The sequence below is a fragment of the Mesorhizobium sp. P2_B5 genome (assembly GCF_056404775.1).
Genome location: NZ_JBFUDJ010000002.1, coordinates 580,238 through 601,565 on the forward strand (window position 1 = coordinate 580,238; position 21,328 = coordinate 601,565).

General features: G+C 64.2%; 8 protein-coding genes. 3 read left to right on the top strand and 5 right to left on the bottom strand.

The features are described 5' to 3' along the window. Nucleotides 1-10 precede the first annotated feature (10 nt). The 5 genes from AC1D1N_RS09350 to AC1D1N_RS09370 all read right to left on the bottom strand — a co-directional run bounded on the left by AC1D1N_RS09350 (nucleotide 11) and on the right by AC1D1N_RS09370 (nucleotide 12,331). Nucleotides 11-1,168, bottom strand: a complete 1,158-nt coding sequence (locus AC1D1N_RS09350) for an ABC transporter permease (RefSeq protein ID WP_436260686.1) — start codon at nucleotides 1,166-1,168, stop codon at nucleotides 11-13. Between the two features lie 12 nt (nucleotides 1,169-1,180). Beyond that, nucleotides 1,181-2,215, bottom strand: coding sequence for an ABC transporter permease (locus AC1D1N_RS09355; protein ID WP_477348084.1), 1,035 nt, complete (start codon nucleotides 2,213-2,215; stop codon nucleotides 1,181-1,183). Between the two features lie 227 nt (nucleotides 2,216-2,442). Next, nucleotides 2,443-4,095 carry an ABC transporter substrate-binding protein gene (locus AC1D1N_RS09360; protein ID WP_477348086.1) on the bottom strand — a complete coding sequence of 551 codons (1,653 nt, stop codon included), beginning with the start codon at nucleotides 4,093-4,095 and terminating at the stop codon, nucleotides 2,443-2,445. 257 nt (nucleotides 4,096-4,352) lie between these two features. After that, nucleotides 4,353-10,400 (bottom strand): translocation/assembly module TamB domain-containing protein, encoded by a 6,048-nt coding sequence (locus AC1D1N_RS09365; RefSeq protein ID WP_477348088.1) that lies wholly within the window; start codon nucleotides 10,398-10,400, stop codon nucleotides 4,353-4,355. Between the two features lie 2 nt (nucleotides 10,401-10,402). Next, nucleotides 10,403-12,331, bottom strand: coding sequence for an autotransporter assembly complex protein TamA (locus AC1D1N_RS09370; RefSeq protein WP_477348089.1), 1,929 nt, complete (start codon nucleotides 12,329-12,331; stop codon nucleotides 10,403-10,405). 271 nt (nucleotides 12,332-12,602) lie between these two features. On the opposite strand from AC1D1N_RS09370, the gene AC1D1N_RS09375 reads away from it, so the two are divergent. The 3 genes from AC1D1N_RS09375 to AC1D1N_RS09385 all read left to right on the top strand — a co-directional run bounded on the left by AC1D1N_RS09375 (nucleotide 12,603) and on the right by AC1D1N_RS09385 (nucleotide 21,107). Further along, nucleotides 12,603-18,086: an alpha-2-macroglobulin family protein gene (locus tag AC1D1N_RS09375; RefSeq protein ID WP_477348091.1), complete on the top strand. Its 5,484-nt coding sequence runs from the start codon at nucleotides 12,603-12,605 to the stop codon at nucleotides 18,084-18,086. A 206-nt stretch (nucleotides 18,087-18,292) separates the two neighbouring features. Beyond that, on the top strand, nucleotides 18,293-20,383 hold the full coding sequence (pbpC, locus tag AC1D1N_RS09380) for a penicillin-binding protein 1C (protein WP_477348093.1): 2,091 nt from the start codon (nucleotides 18,293-18,295) through the stop codon (nucleotides 20,381-20,383). A gap of 40 nt (nucleotides 20,384-20,423) precedes the next feature. Further along, complete coding sequence (locus AC1D1N_RS09385; RefSeq protein WP_436260693.1) at nucleotides 20,424-21,107, top strand: M15 family metallopeptidase; 684 nt, start codon at nucleotides 20,424-20,426, stop codon at nucleotides 21,105-21,107. The last annotated feature ends 221 nt before the right edge of the window (nucleotides 21,108-21,328 follow it).

Here is a 21,328-nt window from a genome sequence, read left to right on the forward strand (position 1 = left end):
AACCCGCAGATCAGTCTTTCATCGATTGTTCGCGCAGCGAGTCGGCGAGCAGGTTCAGCCCCAGCACGAACGACATCAGCGCGATCGTCGGCGGCAACGCCGGGTGGATGAAGGAGCGCAGCAGACGGCTGGCGTCCTTGATCGCGGTGCCCCAGTCCGGACTCTCCGGCGCCAGGCCGAGACCGAAGTACCCCAGCGTGCCGAGCAGGATCGTGGTGTAGCCGATGCGCAGGCAGGCATCGACGATCAGCGGGCCGCGCGCATTGGGCAGGATCTCCCACAGCATGATGTACCAGGGCGATTCGCCGCGTGTCTGCGCCGCCGCCACATAGTCGCGTGTCTTGATGTCCATGACCAGGCCACGCACGATGCGGAACACGCCGGGGCTGGAGGCGAACACCACCGCCACGAAGATGTTGAGCTGATTGGGATCGATGTGGATGATCTTTAACGGATCGGCATCGAAGACCAGGCCGAGATAGACCCAGCCGCCAATGATCAGGGTCAGTCCCATGAGAATGTAAAGTCGATCCGGCCGGTTCTTGTAGCGGGTCCAAAACAGCACGGAAAAGAAGATGATCGGGAACATGAAGAACAGCCCGGCCATCGCATAGGGGATGGGTGTGTCCATGATGCCTGGCGTCACCAGGAGGTAGAATAGCAGGATCACCGGGAAGGCCAGAACCAGATTGGCCAGGAACGACAGCACGGTGTCTATCCGACCGCCGTAATAGCCGGCGGGAAGGCCGAGCGTGATGCCGACCATCAGCGCGAACCCCGTCGCCGCCGGTGCGATGATCAGCACGATCTGGCTGCCATAGACCATGCGCGAGAAGACATCGCGGGCGAGCTTGTCGCCGCCGAAATAGTAGATGAGTTTGGATACCGGCTCGATCCCGCCCGGCAGCGCGTCCTTCATGATCGGCACCTGGGAAAGCGGATCGAAGGGCGCGACGGTCGCCGCGAAGATCGCGGTGAACAGCCAGAACAGGCAGATGCCGACGCCGACAATGCCGACGCCGCTATCGAACAGCTGGCCGTAAAGGCCGAGCCTTTTCTTGTAGGTGAAGCTCGCCCCCATCACCAGGGCCAGCCCCAGCCAGACCGGCCAGAAGCGCGCGATCACGCCGAGCACGATGTTGAAGGCGCCGATATATTCGACCTGCATCTGCCCAGACCCCTATTGAACCCTGATACGCGGATTGAGGAACGCGTAGCCGACATCCGAGATGAGCTGCGTGATCAGCACGATGAACACCGAGACCAGCGAGCAGCCGAGCAAAAGGTCGATGTCGTTGTTGCCGGCAGCCTCGACCAGCGTGTAGCCAAAGCCCTGATAGCGGAACATCACCTCGACGATGACGACGCCGGTGAGCAGCCAGGGGAATTGCAGCATGATGACGGTGAAGGGCGCAATCAGCGCGTTGCGCAACGCGTGCTTGACGACGACGCTGCCGAAGGAGAGGCCTTTCAGGCGGGCGGTGCGGATATATTGCTGCGTCATCACCTCAACCATCGAGGCGCGCGTCATGCGGGCGATATAGCCGATGCCGTAGATCGCCAGCGTCATCACCGGCAGGGTGAAATTATAGAAGGTGATGCCTTGGCTTGCCGAGGCCGCCGAACCATTCAGCCAGCCGAGCCAGGAGGCGAAGATGACGGTGAAGATGACACCCGACACATATTCCGGCGTCGCCGTCGAGGCGATCGAGGCGACGGACAGCGTCCGGTCCGTTCGCGAGCCCTCGCGCATGCCGGCCAAAATGCCGATCAGCAGCGAAATCGGCACCATCACCGCCAGCACGCAGAGCATCAGTATGCCGGTGGCGCCGAGTGCGGGAAAGAGCTTCGACGCAACGGTGGTCTTGAACTTGGTCGAACAGCCGAAATCGCCTTCCAGGACGCCGGAGAATTTCGGCTCCAGCGGGTCATTGCAGAAGGAAAAACGCTGCGTCGGCTCGCCGGTCGCCGGATCGGTCACCGGCTGCTTGGGCAGGACGCCCAGCCACTGGCCGTAGCGTACGAAGAAGTTCTGCCGGTAGCCATGGTTGACCAGCCAGCTTTCGAGCTGCTCGGCCGAAGTGTGCATTTCTGTCTGGCTGATCGCCAGCTTCTTCAAATTCGGCTGGAGATTGATCAGGAAGAAGACGATCATCGTCAGGCACAGCATCGTCAATGCCATGGTGCCCAGGCGCCTGATAACGAAAGAAAGCATGGCGGTCCCCTGCCGGTCTGGTTGGGGTTGGAGCCAACTTGGATAACCAGCTTTGCCGTTGCCGGCAGAGTTGGCCCTCAAACCGGCCCTCGAATGCGATCAACCCTGTTTTTATTGCATGGTCCTTGGTGAAGAGTCCGCAACTTTTCGCTGCGCCGGCTTCAGGTCCTGGACCCATGCGAGGAGTGATGGGGAGGAGGCGAACCGCCCCCTCCCGATCGGTCCGATCAGGCCTCGTCGAGCCAGACCTTGCCATAGTCGCGTTCGAAGGTCGGATGCATTTTGTAGTTCTGCACCGCCTTCACCGAGTGGCTGTAGAGCTTGCGCCAGTAAGGCTGGATGATGATGCCGGCATCCTGCAGGATCTGCTCGATATCCTTCATCATCTCCTTGCGCTTTGTAGCGTCCGCAACGGCGAGCGCAGCATTGAGCTTGGCGTCCCAGTCGGGATTCGACCAGGCTGTCTCATTCCAGGATTCGCCGGTGCGGTAACCCAGGGACAGAACCTGGACTCCCAGCGGCCGCATGTTCCAGGTGGTCATGGACAGCGGATATTTGGTCCAGTCGTTCCAGAACGTCGAGCCCGGCAGCACCGTACGCTTGACCTTGATGCCGGCTTCGCGCAACTGCGCGGCGATCGAATCGCCGGTGTTCTTCTGCCAGTCCTCGTCGACCGTGATCAAGTCGTGCTCGAAGTCGGCTTGGCCGGCTTCCGCCATCATTGCTTTCGCCTTGGCGGGATCACGGGCGATTTTCGGCAGCTCGTAATATTCCGGATGAATCGGGCAGACATGGTGGTTCTCGGCGACAGTGCCGGCATTGCCGTAGCCGAGTTGAAGGACGACAGCATTGTCGACGCCGAGCTGCAGCGCCTGACGCACCTTCTGGTTGTCGTAAGGCTTGTTGTTGACGTTGGTGCGGCAGACGATAGTCCCGGCGGTGACCACTTCGGACTTCACCAGTTCCATGCCGTCGAGGATTGACACGTAGTCGGCCGTGGTTTCGTAGTTGGCGTGCACTTCGCCCGCTTCGAAAGCGCTGACCATGGCCGCCGGGTCGGTGCCGTAGTCGATGAATTCGATGCCGTCGAGGAAGACCTCGCCGTCCCACCACTTGTTGTCTTCACGGCGCTTGTAGACCACCTTCTGGCCGACATCGTAGGACACCAGCTCGAATGGGCCGGTACCGATCGGACAGGCTTTGAAATCGCCGCCTTTTTCATCGAAGCTCTTGTGGACGATCAGGCCCGGATAGTCGCAGACATTGGGAATGATCGAAATGTCCGGCGAGCCAAGCTTCAGCTTGATGGTGTGATCGTCGACCTTGGTGACAGCGCTTTCATCGAGCTTGTCGTCCTTGACCAGCGTGCCGAGGCGGCCGGGCATCGAATTGCCTTCGGCTTTCTTGTCGGCCCAGCGCTTGAGGTTGAAGATGACGTCATCGGCGGTGAAGGCATCGCCGTTCGACCAGGTCACGCCCTTGCGCACATGCAACGTGTATTCGGTGGCGTCGTCGTTGATGTCCCAGCTTTCGAGCAAATAGGGGCGGAACGTGTATTCGCTCGTGTACTTGACCAGCGGCTCAAGCGCTTGGCGCTCGGCATTGGCGATTTCAGACCAGTCGGCCTTGCGTGGATCCTTCGGATCCTTGATCCACATCGCGACCTTCAGCGTGCCGCCTTTCTTGCCTTGAACTTCTTCGGCCTTGGCCGGCGTCGGGTCTACCAGGCCGAGCATGCCATAGGCCATCGCCGTGGACGCGCCGAAGACGCTGGCCAGAGCGAGGAACTCGCGGCGATCGACCCTACCTGCCTTGGCTTCTTCGGCCATGGCCAGGATGTGGTCGGGAACGCGATCGCCATTACTCTTGTAAATTGTCATGACTTAACTCCCATTGTTGGCTTTCCGCCTTTTAACATTCCGCATCCAGGCCGTGATGTCAAAGACGGCATGGATTGGGAACATGTTAGCGAATGTGCAACTTTGAAAGGGGAGCGGTTCGCGCGATAACGACAGTCTTGACGCAAATTTGCTACTGCCCAACGGATTCCTCAGGAATCTCGTTTCGTCGATTTAACTGAGACAGTTACTCTAGCTTCGCCAATGCCAGCGATGGGGGCCAAAGTCCGACCGAAGGATCAATATTCCTTCTCGTAGAAGATGCCGCCCTTGGCTTCGCCGCCATCGTTGGCCTCGCCGCGCAGCTTGACGCCGCGCCCGACATTGAGGTCGATCGTCGCCTTGCCCGATCCGGGCTTGTCGCCCTTCTGGATCGTCACATAGGTACGGTCGTTGAGGTATTTGCCCGCCGACACCGCGGTACCGCCCTGGTCGTCGGTGGTTACGTCCAGATCGTCGACCCCGATTGCACTGCGTAGATTTTCGAGCAGCGAGGTCGAACCGCCGACGCCGGCCAGTTGTCCGGCGGCCTCGGCGAGCTGGGCGATCTGCAGCGGCGACAGGTTCGACATCGAGCGGCCGAAGATCAATTGCGCCAGCACCTCATCCTCGGGCAGTGCCGGCACTGAGGAGAAGGTGAATTTCGGATTGGTCGCCTCGCCCGACACCACGATGGTGACGGTGGCGCTGGTCGTCGTCGATGTCGCGGTCAAATTGAGGTAGGGCACCAGCGAGCCGGAAAAGCCGACCGTGCCTTCGGTGAAGGTCAGCCGCTTGCCGAGGATCGACAGCCGCCCGCGCTGCAAGGTGAATGTGCCGACCGCTTGCGGCGACGCCGCCGGGCCGGTCAGCCTCAGCGAACCGCCGAGCTCGGCGTCGACGCCCCTGCCCTGGATGAAGATCTGGTTCGGCGCGTTGACGGTGACGTCGAGGACAAGCCCGCTGCCGCCCCCGCCGCTGGCAGTGGCCGGGCGCAAGGCCTTGTCCTGCGCCCGCACGCTGGCGGGCGCGTTCTTGTGCTTGACACCGAGTGCCGTCAGCGAGCCCGGCAGTTTCTCCGGAACGGTGATGACGGTCTTGGCGAGGTTGACGGTGCCCGAAATCACCGGTGCCGAGGTGAGCGGCCCCTTGATGGTAAGGTCGCCGCCGAGATTGGCGGTCACCACCCGCCCGTCGGTGTAGCGGCCGTCGACCAGCTTGATCGACAGGTCGGCCGGAAAACCTTGCGCCGGATTGATGCCGACCGTGCCACTGGCCGACAGGCTGCCGCGTGTCGACAGCGTGCCGGTAAGGCGATTGATCCGGGCCACACCATTGCCGATCGAAACGTCGGCGGCAATGTCATTGACGGCAAGGCCCGAGCGCGCGTCGACCAGGCGGGCGCCGGACGTGCTGACCGTGCCGCCGATTACGGGCGACGTCGCCGGGCCGCGCACCTGGACATTGACGTTGGCCGTGCCGCTCAGCGACAGGCCTTGCGCGGCAAGCTTGGCGGCAAGGAAGGAAAACGGCACCTTGCCGTTGAAGTCGAGCACTAGCGACGGCGTTCCCGCTGTGGTGACGCTGCCGCCACCCTTGAGGCCAAGCCCGGCGCCGTCGCTGATGTCGGCGTTGAAGGTGAGCTTCTTGCCGGCGAACGTTCCCGACGAAGAGATGTTCATGCCGCCAAGGCCGGCACTGCGCGTCTGCGACGTCTGCACCCCGCCGGCGTCGATGTCGAAGGCAACGGCCGGATTGGCCGGCGCGCCCGTCACCTTCACGGTACCGGAGATCGACCCGGCGGCATCGAGGCCCGGCGAAAAACTGTTGGCCAGCGATGCCGGCACCTTGGCCAGCGCGGCATTGATGTCCAGCGCCCGCCCGACCTTGCCCGTCACCGTCGCCGTACCGCCGCCGAGATTGAGCACCAGCCTGTCCAATGTCGTCGTGCCATTGGCGATGCTGACGGTCGAGGCCTGCGCGATGGCGGCCTTGATGCCCTGCACCGTGGCCTGCCCCGAAGCGAGTTCGATGGTTGTGATGCCGCCAGCGACCTTCACCCGGCCCGCGGCTTTCGCCGGGATACCCTTGACGGTAGCGCCGCCAGAAAAGCCGGTCCAATCGCCGTCGCGCTTGAGGTCGACATCGATGCCGCTGATAGCGGTGCCGCCGGAGATGACGCTGTCGGCGCGGATTTTGCCGGAAATGACCGGCGCGGCAAGATAGTTGGCGACCAGCGCATCGATCGACACCGTTTTTGCTTGCAGGTCGCCGCGGGTGATCGACGCGGTCGAAGCCTTGACGGCAACGTTGGCGCCGTCGTTGCTCTTGGTGAAGGCTATGGTGCCGCGCACGTCGCCTTCGGCCTTTTCCAGCGCCAGAGCTGCCAGTGGCCCGATGTCGGGCAGGTCGAGCGCGATGGTGCCGACCGGCACTAAAGCCTCGTCGAGCGCTAGGTCGCCGGAAATCTTGTTCTTGCCGAGCGACAACAGCAGGCCATTGATGGCGCTCTTGCCGTCGGCTGTCGCCAGCACCGCGCTGCCTTGCAGGGCTTGTCCGGCGACATTGCCGGTCAGTTGCACATTGGCCGCCGGATTGGCGGCATCGGCCTTGCCGGTGGCGGTCAACTTCAGCCCGGTGATTTCACGCTCCGCCACCAGCAGCCGGTCGCTGTTGACCGTCAGCGACAGGTCCGGCGCCATGACAGGCCCTTGCGCGTTGAGCGCAAAGCCAACCGCGCCCTTGGCATCCTTCGACAGCAGCGAGATGTCCGATAGGGCGCCCTTGATGTCGGCGCTGAGCTTGTTGTCGGCGAGGCTGGCCTGGCCGTCGGCGGTCAGCGCGCCCGATACCAGCTCGACCGGACTGGCGCTGACATTGCCTTGCGTATCGCGCTTGAGTGTAGCGCTGAGCTGCGTCCGCTCGGCCAGCACGCCGCGCGCCGCTGCCGGCAATGCCGCCGACAGGGCGTCAGCCTTGAGGTTGAGGTCGATGGCGCCGTCGGCCAGCGAGACGCGGCCATTGAAGGCGCTTTCCAGCGCTGCGCCCTGCACCGAACCGCTGTCAATGGTGATGGCATCCGCCGCCAGGCTGCCGGCGACCTTGGCGGTGATCTTGCCGGCAATCAGCGGTGCGATGGTCGGATTGTCCAGACCGATCTTTTCCGCCGTCACCGTGCCCGAGATCGGACCGGTTCGGCTTTTTACATCGAACGCATCGGAATGCAGTGCCAGCGCGATGCCTTCAACCTTGGTGAAATTCGTCGCCACCGACGGCAACACCGCCGAGATGTCGAGCTTGGCTTGCGCAGCCTGCCCCGCCGCCTTCACCGACAGCGCCTGCAATTCGAGCTTGATCGGGCTTTCCGCGCTGCCGAGCGTCAGCGGCAGGCTCGGACCAGACGAAGTCAGGTCGAGCGCAAAATCGCTGGCGCCGTTCGGGTTGATGGTCCCGGCCGCCTTGCCCGAGATTTTTTCGCCTGACAGCGTCGCCTGGTCCAACACCACGCCACCTGCCGTGGAATAACTGCCGGCCGCATCGAGATCGAGCGGCCCGAGCCTGGCCTGGCGGGTCTGGTTGGTCTCGGCACCAGCCAGTCTTGCATTAAAACGGATGTCCGGATTGGCCGACGCCCCGGTGATTTGCGCCGTGCCGTCCAGCATGCCCGCGGCGTCGAGGCCAGGCGAAAAATCATTGGCGAGGGCTGCCGGCAAGGCGGAGAAAGTTGCCGCCAGATCGAGCGTCTGGCCTGCCGTGCCCGACAGCGTCACCGAGCCGCCGCCGAGATCGACCACCAGCCTTTGAATGTTGGTGATGCCATCGGCGATCGTCAGGCTAGACGGCTCGGTAATCGCCGCCTTGATGCCGCGCACCGTCGCTTCGCCGGATGCGATCTCGACGCTGGTCGTGCCGCCGGCGATCTTCGCCCGCCCGGCAGCCGTCGCCGGGATGCCTGATATGGTCGCGCCGCCGGTAAAATTGGTCCAGTCGCCGTCGCGCTTCAAGTCAACGCCGATGCCGCTGACGACGGTCGTTCCCGAGGTCACGCTGTCGGCCTTGATCGTGCCGGAGATCGCCGGGCTGTCGAGATAGTTGGCGATCAACGCACTGACGGTGATCGCCTTGGCCGCCACATCGCCGCGCGCAACCGACACGCTGGCCGCATTGATGGTGACGGTGGGCGCCTCGCCGTCCTTGGCGAAAACGACGGTGCCGCCGATGTCGCCGGCCACCGTCTGCCCGGCCAGCGAAGCCAGCGGCGCGATGTCGGGAGCGGATATCGTCAGCGTGCCCAGCGGCAGGAAATGATCGTCCAGCGCGAGATCGCCAGACACCTTGTTGTCGCCCAGTGCCACGCTGAGCCCGTTGATGGAGCGCTTGCCTTCGCTGGTCACCAGCGCCGCCTTGACGGCGAGCGGCTGCTCATCGACCGAGCCGGTCAGCGAGACTTGCGCCGCCGGGCTTGCGATGTCCGCCTTGCCCGAGGCGGTCAGCTTGATGTCCTTCACCGTACGACCTGACGCCGTCAGGCTGGCGCTTTCGGCCGTGACAGAAAAATCCGGTGCATTGCGCGCGCCGCTAGCCGTCAGCGCGAAATCGACGCCGCCGGCGACCGGCACGCCAACCAGCGGCGACAGCACCGAGACGTCGCCGAGCTTGCCCTTGATGTCGGCCTGGATGTCGCTGCCTTGCGCGCTGGCGGTACCGCTGGCGCTGAGCGAACCGGAGGTGAGTTCGATCGAATTGGCGGCGAAAGAGCCCTGCGGATCGCGGGTGGCGGTCGCCGCGAACTTGACCCGTTCGCCAAGCAGCGAACTGATCTGCGGCGGCAATGCCGTCGACACCGCATCGGCATTCATCTTCAGCGTCATGGCGAGGTCGGCCAGCGTTACTTTGGCCGTCAGCCCGGCATTGAGCGCATCGCTGCGCAGCGTGCCTTCATCGAGCGAGATTTCATCCTTGCTGATTGTGCCGGCCAGAGAGGCCGTCAGCTTGCCGGTGATCAGCGGCGCCAGCGTCGCCACGTCGGTCTTCAGCCCGGCCGCCGTCAGCGACACGCTGACCGGGCCACTGCGGTTCTCAATGTCGAAGCCGTCGGAATGGATCCGCGCATCGAGATTGTTCACCTGGGAGCCGCCCGCCACCACCGAGACGAGTGAAGCGCCGGCGTCGATCATCGGCGCCTTGCCGTCGCCGAACGCGCGCGCCGTGACATTGTTTATGGCCACCATGATCGGCTGCGCCGGGTTGCCGACATTGACCGTGACAGGCTCGCCCTTGGAAGCGAGTTCGACCGAAAGGTCGCTGGCGCCCTTCGGGTCGACCATGCCTGAGGCGCTGCCGTGGACAGCGCCGCTCTCGATCGTGGCGCGCTCGATGTCGACGCCGCCGGCCGCGGTCGCGGTGCCGGCGAGGTCGAAACTGGTCTTGCCGGCAAACAGCGATCTGAACTGTTCCGGCAGAAAACCTTCGAACGAACCGTCGCCCTTGGCCTCGATCCGGTTGCCCTTGTCGGTCAGCTGATGACGGCCGGTAAGCTGGGTGACGATCTGGCCGTCGACCATGAAAGTGCCGACGCCGCTCCAGTTGGCCAGCGGCCCGGTGCCTGACACAACGATGTTGACCGGCGGCGCGCCGGGCAGCTTGAGCAGATTGGCAATGATGCCGCCGGCAGGTTCGGATGCCTTGAGATCGAGGTCGAGCTTGTTGTCGGCGGGCGCGAAATGGATGTTGGCGTCGACATTGCCCTGCTTACCGTCATGGCGGGTGATGTTGAGCACAGTCTCAACCGCAAGCGGCGATGCATCGACCTTGGCCGATCCCTTGGCGGCGAGTTCGGCAATGCCGCTGCCGGCAAGTTGCTGGCCAAGCGCGATCTCCGGCAGATCGATCGCTCTGATATCGAGCGAAACCGGCAGGCCGGTCGACCCGCTCTTGGCAGGCTCCGTGCTCGCAACCGGCAGCCGTGCCAGTTCGATGCGCTCGGCGGCGATGCGGTCGGCGCTGAAATTCTTCGACAGCAGCGCCAGCGGCGACCAGTCGACCGCCACCTTGCGCGCCACCAGCCATGCGCCCTCGCGGTCTTCCAGCACGACGTGGTCCACCGTCAGCGCGCCCGACCAGATGCCGTCAATGCCGCTGACGGTGACCTTGCTGTCCCCTGATGAGGCAATGTTCGAGATGATGCCGGCGAGGTTTTCGCGGCCACGCTCGGTCTTGGTCAGCACGACAAGCGCGCCGACGGCCGCCGCCAGCACGATCAGCAGCGTGTAGAAAAAGAGGCGAAGGATGCGTCTCAAAATCTTCATCGTCAGAAAGCCTGTCCGATGCCGGCATAGATGCCGAAACGCGGATCGCCACGGTCGCGGTTGAGTGGCAGGGCGGCGTCGATGCGCAGCGGCCCGAACGGCGTAATGTAGCGCAGGCCGACGCCGGCGCCGACCTTCATGTCGGAAAAGTCCGGCGTCGATTTGGTCGAGACGGTGCCGGCGTCGACGAACGGCACGATGCCGATCGTGTCGGTGAGCGCAATACGCATCTCGACCGATGTCTCGAAGAAGGAAAGCCCGCCGATCGGCTGATTGTCGATGTCCTTGGGACCGATGCCCTGATAGGCATAGCCGCGCACCGAACCGCCGCCGCCGGAATAGAAGCGCCGGTCGGCCGGAACATGTTCGAGGCTGGTGCCGACGATCGAACCAAGCGCGACGCGTTCGGCAAGCACGAACTTCGAAGCCGTGTCGAGCGACTGATAGGCCGACCCCTCGCCCTTCAGCTTGAGGAAGGCGGCGCCGCTCATAATGTCGTAGCTCGGCTCGGCAGAGGCCAGCACCCTGAAGCCGCTGGTCGGGTTGAGCCGGTTGTCCCTGTTATCATAGACATATTGCAGCGGAATGCTGGCGATGAGGTATTTGTGCTTGCCGAAAGCGTCGGTGATCCTGGAATAGTCGAGCGCGATTTCAGCCGAAACCGTCTGCTTCTTGTCGATGGCGTAGGACAGGCCGGTGCTGCCCTTGACCGAGAAATGGTCATAGGCATCGGGGTGTTCGAGCACAGTCTTGACGCTGGCGATGAATTTCGAGGCCGGTCCGATCACGCCCGGCTTTTCGAACATGATGCCGGCATTGTAATTGAGCTCGCTGAGATCATTGCTGCCGATACCGCTGATCTTGCCGTCGATGCGCAGCTTTTCGGCCCGGCCGAACAGGTTGCGATGGCCCCAATAGCCTTCGAGGCCGAGCCCTTCGGTGTTGGAGAACGTGCCGCCAACGCCAAAATAGCGCGGCTTGCGCTCACTGACCTGAACGCCGATCGGGATGTTGCCGTCGGCGTCTAGCTGGTCTGCTTCCTTCAGCGTGACGCTGTTGAACACTTCCAGCCCGAGCAGCCTGTCGCGGGCATCGTCGATCTCGTCAGGAGAATATTGCCGGCCGCGTTTCAGCCCCGTCATGTATTCGGTGAACTCGCGGTCGACCTTCTCGGTTCCCTCGACGGTGGTGTCGCCATAGCCGGCTACCGGCCCGGCGGCCACCGTCAGCGTCACGTCGAGCGTCGAGGTGTTGTGCTCGGCGACGATCTGCCGATCGGTGATCCGGGCGAGCGGCCGGCCCTCCTGCTTCAGCGCCCGCACAATCAGCGCTTCGGCCTTGAGCACGGCGCCCGAACCGGCATCGCCGCCAGCGATCAGGCCGAAATCGGCGCTCGCAAGCCCGGCGGCATCACCTGCCAGCCGGATGTTGCCGAGCGTGAATTTGGGCCCGCTGGCGATGCTGATCACCACCGGGATCGGCTGCGGACCGGTAAATTCGGCGTCCGGCGGCAAATCGTCGAGCGCCTTGCCCTGGATGGTGATGGTGACGACGCCTTCATAGCGGGCATCCGAATAAAGCGCCGCGACCAGCTGCTCGCGGTCGCTGCGCGCCTTGGCCAAAAGGCCGAGCGAGCCGGAAACCGGGCGTTCCTCGTCGGCTTTCAGCGTCGAGGCGTTTTCGAGCTTCTTGACCAGGTCCTTGTCGGCATCGGGCGCCTCGATGCTGACGGAATAGCGCAGCGGGTCGACGATATCGGCGTCCTCGTCATTAGACGAACCCCACAATTTGATGCCGAAAATCTCGAAGGCCGCCGCCGACCCCGATTCGGCGGCGAGCACGGTCGAGCACGCCAACGCCAGAATCAGGGCGCGCGAAAGCGCACGCCGTGGCGCGGTTCCTTTCGACATCTGCGCTTCACACGCCGGCATTAAGACAACCTAGGTTACAAAACTAAAATTGGAATGAAGTTTTGAAGCGCTCGTAAAGGGGCCACAATCCAATTGTCTGAAATAGGCAGGGCTTGGAATTCACACCTTTTGCGTTTTCGCAAGAAAGCGTGATCCCCTGTCCTGTTGAGCTACTACCGGTCATTGACCGGAAAGGAAACCGTTGGCAGGCGGCACCTGCCGCGTCCTCGTGTTGACAAGCCCGACTGAAGCTTGAACATGCCTTGGACGTCAGCAGTGTCTGGAGGGTGTTATGGCAATGCGCGCGGCTCGTGGTCTGTCTATCCTGATCCTTCTCTTTTTCGCCTGGGGAGCTGTCGCGCAAGCGGCCGAAGCCCGCCGGGTGGTGACCTCAAACAATTCCGATTACTTCGGTTTCGATCTCAGATCGGACCAGAATGTCAGCCTCGATCAGTGCAAGACCACATGCCTCGGCGACCCCGCCTGCCGCGCCTTCACCTACAACAACAAGGCCAAGTGGTGCTTTCTCAAATCCGACTATAACCAGCTGAAACCGTTCAGCGGCGCTGTCGCGGGCAAGGTCGTCAATGTCGATGGCGACCCCGATATCGGCGCCCCGCCGGAACTCACCTTCTTCCCCAACTGGATGGCCGACCAGGCCGAGCAATATCGCAACAAGCTGACCGATCCGGCCTATGACAAGCCGACCGACGGGCTGGAAGCGCTCCGCGCCGCGGCCGAGCAGGCGGCGCTGACCGGCGACCATGGCCAGGCCATGAACAAATACGAGGCCGCGGTCTCGGTCCTGCCCGACGACGGCCAGCTCTGGCTCGGCCTAGCGCGCGAAACGCTGGCCATACAGCCGGCTAACGGCAGCTCGGAATCCTATAATCTGCCCGTCAAAGGCACCTCCGCCGCCATCAACGCCTACAAATTGCTGCGCACCACCAAGACCCGCGCCGAGGTGCTGGCACTGCTGGGTAACGGCCTCGACCGCCGCGATCTCTACCGTCCGGCCCTGCAGGCCTATGAGGCGAGCCTCGCGCTGGTCAGTTCGCCGGCGGTCAAGGCAGAATATGAGGATCTCAAGGCCCGCAAGGGCTTCCGCGTCATCGATCACTCGGTCGACGCCGACACCAGCGCGCCGCGCATTTGCGCGCAGTTTTCCGAGGAGTTGGTCAAGACCGGCGTCGATTACGCCCAGTTCGTCACCGTCGACAACCAGCCGCCCAAGGGCGTCGAAGCCAAGGACAAGCAGATTTGCGTCGAAGGCCTTGAACATGGCCAGCATTACGAAGTGACCTTCCGCGCCGGCCTGCCGGCGGCCGTCGGCGAAGTCACCGCCGCCCCAGTCGTGTTGTCGATATATGTCCAAGACCGCGCGCCGTCCGCCCGCTTCACCGGCGACAGCTTCGTGCTGCCGGCCGGCGCCCGCCGCGGCATCCCGGTCGTCACCGTCAACATGACTGCCGCGCAGATGAAGCTTTATCGCATCGGCGATCGTTCGCTGGCGCAGCTTCTGTCCGGCTACCAGTTCCTGAAGCAGCTCGACGGCTACGACATCTCGAGCATTTCCGACCAGATGGGCGAACCGGTCTGGCAGGGACAGCTCGACATCGCCAACGACCTCAACAAGGACGTCACGACCTCGTTCCCGGTCGACGAGGCCTTGCCGCAGCGCAAGCCCGGCGTCTACGTGCTGACCGCGCAGCCGGTCAACGACAATGGTGAGGACAGCTACAATTCGCTTGCCACACAGTGGTTCGTCGTCTCCGACATCGGCCTGTCGACCTATACCGGCCAGGATGGGCTCAACGTCTTTACCCGCTCGCTCGGCACCGCCAAGCCGATTGCCGGCGCGGAACTGACGCTGCTGGCCAGGAACAATGAAATCCTCGGCACCGCGACCAGCGATGCCGAAGGCCATGCCGTCTTCAACCCCGGCCTGACGCGCGGCGACGGCGGCATGGTGCCGGCCGTGCTGATGGCCAAGCAGGGCGACAACGACTTCGTCTTTCTCGACATGGGCCGCGCCGGCTTCGATCTTTCCGATCGCGGCGTCTCCGGACGTGCCGCACCTGGTGCGCTCGATGTCTATGCCTGGACCGAACGCGGCATCTACCGCGCCGGCGAGGATGTGCATGTCGCAGCCCTTGCCCGCGACGGCGCCTCCAAGGCGGTCGAGAACCTGCCGCTGACCTTCATCTTCACCCGTCCCGACGGCGTCGAGAACCGCCGCATTGTCGCCGACGGCGTGTCGGCCGGCGGCTATGCCGTCGACCTGCCGCTTGAAGCCAACGCCATGCGCGGCACCTGGACGGTGTCGATCTACACCGATCCCAAGCAGGCCGCCGTCTCCAGCCAGATGTTCCTGGTCGAAGACTTCGTGCCGGATCGCATCGAATTCGACATGAAGTCCGACAAGCTCGAGATCGCACAGAGCGAAACCGCCAACATCAACATTGACGGCCGCTTCCTCTATGGCGCGCCGGCCGCAGGCCTGGCGCTCGAAGGCGAGCTGACGCTGTCGACGGCGCGCGACTGGGACCGTTTCGCCGGCTATTCGTTCGGCCTCGCCGACGAGCAGTCAGCCGAACCTTCGGTCACCCCGTTCACCGGTCTTCCGGTGGTCGGCGATGACGGCAAGGCGACCTTCCCGGTCACGGTCGACCAGTTGCCCGCCACTACCAAGCTGGTCGACGCCAAGGTCACGGTGCGCATGCGCGAAACCGGCGGCCGCGCCATCGAGCGCTCGCTCAATATCGGCATTCGCCCGCAAGGCCACATGATCGGCATCCGTCCGGATTTCGAGGACAATGAAGTGCCGCAGGGCGGCACGGCCAAATTCAGCCTGATCGCGGTCGATCCTGACGGCAAGCGCGAAACGCTGAAAGGCGCGCAGTGGTCGCTGGTCAAGGTCGAACGCAATTACCAGTGGTACCGCAACAACAACTCCTGGAACTACGAGCCGGTCACCTTCACCAAGTCGATCGCCAATGGCCAGGTCGATCTCAATGCCGATGCCGAGGCGACCGTAACGATGCCGGTCGACTGGGGCCAGTACCGGCTCGAGATCGAGACCGCCGACCCCGAGGGCCCGGCGACCAGCTATGAGTTCGACGCCGGCTGGTATGTCTCCTCGACCTCCACCGAAACCCCCGACGGGCTCGAAATCGCCCTCGACAAGGACAGCTATGCCGCCGGCGAAGTGGCCAAGCTGAAAGTATCGCCGCATTTTGCCGGCGAACTGCTGGTCACCATCGGCGCCGACAAGCTGCTCAAGACCGTCACGGCAACCGTGCCTGCCGGCGGCAGCACGGTCGACATCCCGGTCGGCGACGACTGGGGTGCCGGCGCCTACATCACCGCAACCCTGTTCCGCCCCGGCGATGCGCAGGAGACGCGCATGCCGGCGCGCGCCATCGGCGTGAAATGGCTGACGGTCGATCCGGGCTCGAAGAAGCTCGCCGTCACCTTGACGCCGCCCGACAAGACCATGCCGCGCCAGCAGCTGTCGATCCCCGTTTCGGTGGCTGGCGTTGCACCGGGCAGCAATGCCTACGTCACGGTCGCGGCCGTCGATGTCGGCATTTTGAACCTCACCAACTACAAGGCGCCGGATCCGGAGGACTGGTATTTCGGCCAGCGCATGCTGGGCCTTGAAGTCAGAGACATCTATGGCCGCCTGATCGACGGGTCGCTCGGCACCACCGGCAAGCTCAGGACCGGCGGTGACGGCGCCTCGATGCAGCCGCAAGGCAGCCCGCCGACCGAAAAGCTGGTCGCCTTCTTCTCCGGTGTGGTCCAGCTCGACGCCGACGGCAAGGCAAGGATCGACTTCGACATCCCGCAGTTCAACGGCACCGTGCGCGTCATGGCTGTCGCCTGGACCAAGGATGCGGTCGGCCATGCTTCGACCGACGTCATTGTCCGCGATCCGGTGGTGATCACCGCCGGCTTGCCGCGCTTCCTGGCGCCGAGCGATGCCGCTGTCATGCGGCTCGACGTCGCCGACACGGACGGCCCGGAGGGCGACTATGCGTTGTCGATCGCAACGACAGGCGACCTCTCGACCGGCGACAAGCCGCTGCCTGAAAAGCTGACGCTGGCCAAAGGCAAGCGCCAGACGCTGACCGTGCCGCTGATTGCACAGACGGCGGGCAATGCCTCGATCACCATCAAGCTCGCCCATGGCGACGGAACCGCCGTGGAACAGACGCTCTACGTCCCGGTCCGCCCGGCGCAATTGCCGGTCACCACGCGCCTTGTCGTCGACCTCAAGGGCAATGGCGGCTCGTTGCGCGTCGACAAGGAGCTGCTCGCGGCAAGCCTGCTCGACGGCGCCTCGGTCAGCGTCGGCGTTTCGCAGGCCGCCGCCTTCGACGTGCCGTCGCTGCTGATGACACTCGACCGCTACCCCTATGGTTGCGCCGAGCAGACCACCAGCCGCGCCATGCCGCTGCTCTACGTCAACGATCTGGCGTCCTCCATCGGCATGGCAAGCGACCCCGATCTGCACGATCGCGTCCAGGCCGCCATCTACAAGGTGCTGAGCTACCAGGCTTCGGCCGGCAGCTTCGGCCTGTGGGGTCCGGGCTCCGGCGATCTGTGGCTCGATTCCTATGTCACCGACTTCCTGACCCGGGCGCGCGAGCAGAACTACGACGTGCCGGCCCTGGCGATGAGCCAGGCGCTGAGCAACCTGCAAAACTCGGTCGGCTACGACCAGGACGTCCAGGACCGCGGCAGCGAGATCGCCTACGCGCTCTACGTTCTGGCCCGCAACAAGAAGGCCTCGGTCGGCGATCTGCGCTACTACGCCGACACCAAGCTCGAAGCCTTCTCGAGCCCGATGGCCGTCGCCCAGCTGGCAGCGAGCCTGGCGCTCTACGGCGACGCGCAACGTTCGGAAGCGACCTTCCAGACGGCGCTGCAGCTGGCCAAGTCGACCACCGAATACGACTACTACCGGTCCGACTATGGCTCGCGGCTGCGTGACGGCGCCGCGATCCTGGCGCTCGCCGCCGAATCGAAGCCGGTGCCGACCATTGTGCCGGAGCTGATCAAGCTGGTGGCAAAGGAACGCGCCGATGCCCGCTGGACCAGCACGCAAGACGAGTCCTGGATGCTTCTGGCTGCTCGTGCGCTGAAGTCGGGCAACGATTCGATCAAGCTTTCGGTCAACGGCGCGCCGCATGCCGGTGGTTACTCCACCCAGCTCAGCGGCAGCGATATCGCCGACAGCCCGCTGACCATCGCCAACACCGGCTCGACGCCACTGCAGGCGGTTGTCACCACGGTCGCCTCGCCAGTCCAGCCTCTGCCGGCCGGCGGTGACGGCTTCACAATCGACCGCACCTACTACAAGCTCGATGGCACCGAGGCCAACGTCACCGAGGCGACGCAGAACGAACGCTACGTGGTCGTGCTCAAGGTCTACGAGCAGAACCGCTGGCCGTCGCGCCTGCTGATCACCGACCTGTTGCCGGCCGGCTTCGAGATCGACAATCCGGGTCTTGTTTCCAGCGCCCAATTGTCGAACTTCACCTGGCTGGCGCAGACCGACGCCGCCCATCTCGAATTCCGCGACGACCGTTTCGTCGCGGCATTCAACCCCAATGACGGCGACGGCGACCGCAACATCATGCTGGCCTATGTCGTGCGTGCGGTGACGCCGGGCACCTATGCCCACCCGGCAGCCACGGTGGAGGACATGTACCGGCCGCAATACTCGGCCCGCACCGCCACCGGCATGATGGAGATCAAGGCGCCGTAAGGCGCCTTGATAGACGTAGCGATGGCGCTGCCCCTCATCCGCCTTCCGGCACCTTCTCCCCGTATAGTGACGGGGAGAAGGGGACTATCGCGAATTTCGCTGCTTGTTCTGCCACGTTGGCAATTGGCGAAACCATCGGCAACAGCGTCTTTCTCCCCGTCTCTATACGGGGAGAAAAGTCCGGCAGGACAATGAGGGGCGGCGCCATGTTCTCCAGGAAATTCGTTCGCCGCTCAGCCATCACAGCAGCTACTGTCGCCGGCCTTGCAGTCCTCTCCACCGCTACCCTCTGGGAACTCGACCGCGCCTTCCCGCCCCCGCTTCCCGCGGCGCTCGCCGTCTCGACCGAAGTCCAGGATCGCGACGGCCAGCTGTTGCGCGCCTTCGCCACGCCGGACGGCTACTGGCGGCTCGACACACACCTCGACCAGGTCGACAAGCAGTTCGTCGACATGCTGGTCACCTATGAAGACAAGCGCTTCTGGGACCATGACGGCGTCGACGTACTGGCGCTGGCGCGCGCTGCCGGTCAGCTCGTCACCAACGGCCACATCGTTTCCGGCGGCTCGTCGCTGTCGATGCAGCTTGCCAGGCTGATCGAGCCGCGCGAAAGCCGCAGCCTCGGCTCCAAGCTCAAGCAGATGCTGCGCGCCATCCAGATCGAGCGACGGCTGTCCAAGCAAGAGATCCTCGAACGCTACCTGACGCTGGCGCCCTATGGCGGCAATCTCGAAGGCGTGCGCGCCGCGTCCCTCGCCTATTTCGGCAAGGAGCCGAAGCGGCTGACCGTCTCGGAAGCTGCCCTGCTGGTGGCGCTGCCGCAATTGCCGGAAAAGCGCCGGCCCGACCGCAATCTCGACATCGCCCACGCCACCCGCGACCGCGTGCTGACCCGCATGGTTTCATCAGGCCTGCTCGGCGAGCGTGAGGCAGCGCGTGCAGCACTTGACGATGTCTCGGGCCTGCGCCGCAAACTGCCGGCGCTGGCGCCGCACGCCGCCTACGCCATGCTGCCCAAGGCCGTCCCCGGCAAGCCGCTGCAGCTGACGATTCGCAAAAGCGTCCAGCAAGGGCTGGAACAGGTGGCGCGCGATGCCGCCATCAAGCTTGGCCCTCGCCTCTCCGTCGCCATGGTCATGGCCGATGCCCGCACCGGCGATATCCTCGGCGAAGTGGGCTCGGCCGATTTCTTCGACGCCAACCGCTCCGGCTGGATCGACATGACCAAGATCGTGCGTTCGCCCGGCTCGACGCTGAAGCCGTTCATCTATGGCCTCGCCTTCGAGCAGGGGCTGGTGGCGCAGGAAATGCTGATCGAGGACAGTCCGGTCGATTTCGGCGGCTACCGGCCAAAGAATTTCGACATGGGCTACCAGGGCGATGTCTCGATCCGCCAGGCGCTGCAGCTGTCGCTCAACGTGCCGGCTATCCGTGTGCTTGACTCGGTCGGCCCGGCACGGCTGATGGCGCGCTTCCGCCAGGCCGGCGTCAGTCCGGTGCTGCCGGTCAACGAGGCGCCGGGCCTCGCCATCGGCCTCGGCGGCGTCGGCGTGACGCTGCGCGATCTCGTCCAGCTCTATACAGGGCTCGCCAATGGCGGCAAGGCGAACACGCTGCATGACGGCACCGAGCCGGCCAATGCCGAGCGCACCACCGCCACCATCCTCGACGCCCAGGCGAACTGGCAGATCACCGACATATTGTCCGGCGTGAAGCCGCCCGAGGGCGCCTTGCAGCGCGGCATTGCCTACAAAACCGGGACCTCCTACGGCTATCGCGATGCCTGGTCCGTCGGCTTCGACGGCCGCTACGTGCTGGGCGTCTGGGTCGGCCGCGCCGATGCGGGCGCCGTGCCCGGCCTGTCCGGCTATGTCTCGGCCGCCCCCATCCTGTTCGAGGGCTTTGTCCGCTCGGGCCTCGCCGCCGTGCCGCTGCCCAGCCAGCCGGCCGGCGTCGTCAAGGCCAAACGCGAAGATCTGCCGGTGACACTGGCCCGTTTCGGCGCCGGCGCCGACGGGCTGGTGCAGGCAGGCCCGACCGAGCCGGCGCCGACGATCATCTTCCCGCCCAACGGCGCCCGCGTCGATCTCGCCACCAATTCCGCCGATGCTTCGCCGCTGGTGCTGAAGCTGCAAGGCGGCCGCGCGCCGTTCCGCTGGCTCGCCAACGGCAAGCCGCTCGTCGGCATCGACCGCCGCCGTACCGCGACCTGGCTGCCCGACGGCGCCGGCTATTCGACGCTCACCGTCATTGACGCCGCAGGACGTGCGGCCAGCGTGAAGGTGTTCGTTGAATAGATGGCGCCAGGCGATTCAAAGCATTGGACTTTGCGTCCTCATGCCTTTCGTCTTCGCTCTGCCCGCCTCCGCCGATCCCCTGCCCGCCGGCTTTGTCCGCCTTGCGGATGTCGATCCTACAATCCGGCAGGACATCCGCTATGCCGGCCTGGAAAATTTTCTGCATCGCAGGGCCGACGGTTATGACGCGCCGGTCTGCATCCTCACAAGGCAGGCGGCGCAAGCGCTGTCCGGCGTGCAGAAAGCGCTCGCCACCGATGGCCTGACGCTGGTCGTCTTCGACTGCTACCGGCCGGCGCGCGCCGTTGCCGACATGGGCAAATGGACCAGGGAGGGTGGCCCGCCCGACCCGCAATGGTATCCCAAGGTCAAGCGCGGCGACCTCATCGCCAAGGGCTATATCGGCGAACTGTCTACCCATTCACGCGGCTCGACCGTCGATGTCGCCAGTGCCCGCAGCGATGGCAAAAGCACATCATCCGCTGCCTGCGGTGCTACGGGTGCCGGCACGCTCGATTTCAGCACCAGCTTCGACTGTTTCGATCCGGCGAGCGAAACCGCCCACCGCCCGCTCGCGGCCGATGCGGCGGCCAACCGCAAAAGACTGCTTGATGCCATGCGCGCCGGCGGCTTCAAGAATTATGCGCGCGAATGGTGGCACTACACGCTGGCAAACGAGCCGTTTCCGAGGCAGCGCTTCGACTTCCCCGTCACTGCGAATTGAAACCACCCAGCTGCTTCGACGAATCTCCGCCGCAACAGTCTTGCCTCCGCGCTGGCTGCTTCTACATAGCGCCGGACCGGCCTGAGTCGGCCTAGGCTAATATGAGGAAAATGTTTCCTCTCAGCGCGCAATATCGGCGAAAAATTGCTTCAAGGGGTCAAAAAAGGCAACGTTGAATGCATCTAATTTCTATCAATTCGATAGAGTTCAGCCGTCATCAA